The organism is Verminephrobacter aporrectodeae subsp. tuberculatae At4 (genome assembly GCF_000193225.1).
Lineage (GTDB): Bacteria > Pseudomonadota > Gammaproteobacteria > Burkholderiales > Burkholderiaceae_C > Acidovorax > Acidovorax aporrectodeae.
Genome location: NZ_AFAL01000655.1, coordinates 1 through 224 on the forward strand (window position 1 = coordinate 1; position 224 = coordinate 224).

Consider the following 224-nt stretch of genomic DNA (forward strand, 5'->3'; position numbering starts at 1 on the left):
GGTTCACGCGGATGACGTTCGTCGGAACGTTGGCGTTGGCCGTGGGCGTGAAGGTCGCCGTCCAGACCGTGCGCTCGGCGTTCGCCGTGGGCGCGCTCAGCGTGCCGCTCGTGCACACGATGTCGCTGGTGTCCAAGCCGTTGACGGGCTCGTTGAAGCGGAAGGTGACGGTTGTGGTTTCGCCCGCGGTGAGCGCGCTGTCGGCGAGCGTGATGGTCGCCGTG

The 224-nt window shown here is 68.3% G+C and carries 1 protein-coding gene; it reads right to left on the reverse strand.

The window, feature by feature from the left end:
- Window positions 1-224, reverse strand: a 224-nt coding sequence (locus VTU_RS33885; protein WP_010107330.1) for an Ig-like domain-containing protein, incomplete at both ends; no start/stop codon positions are given.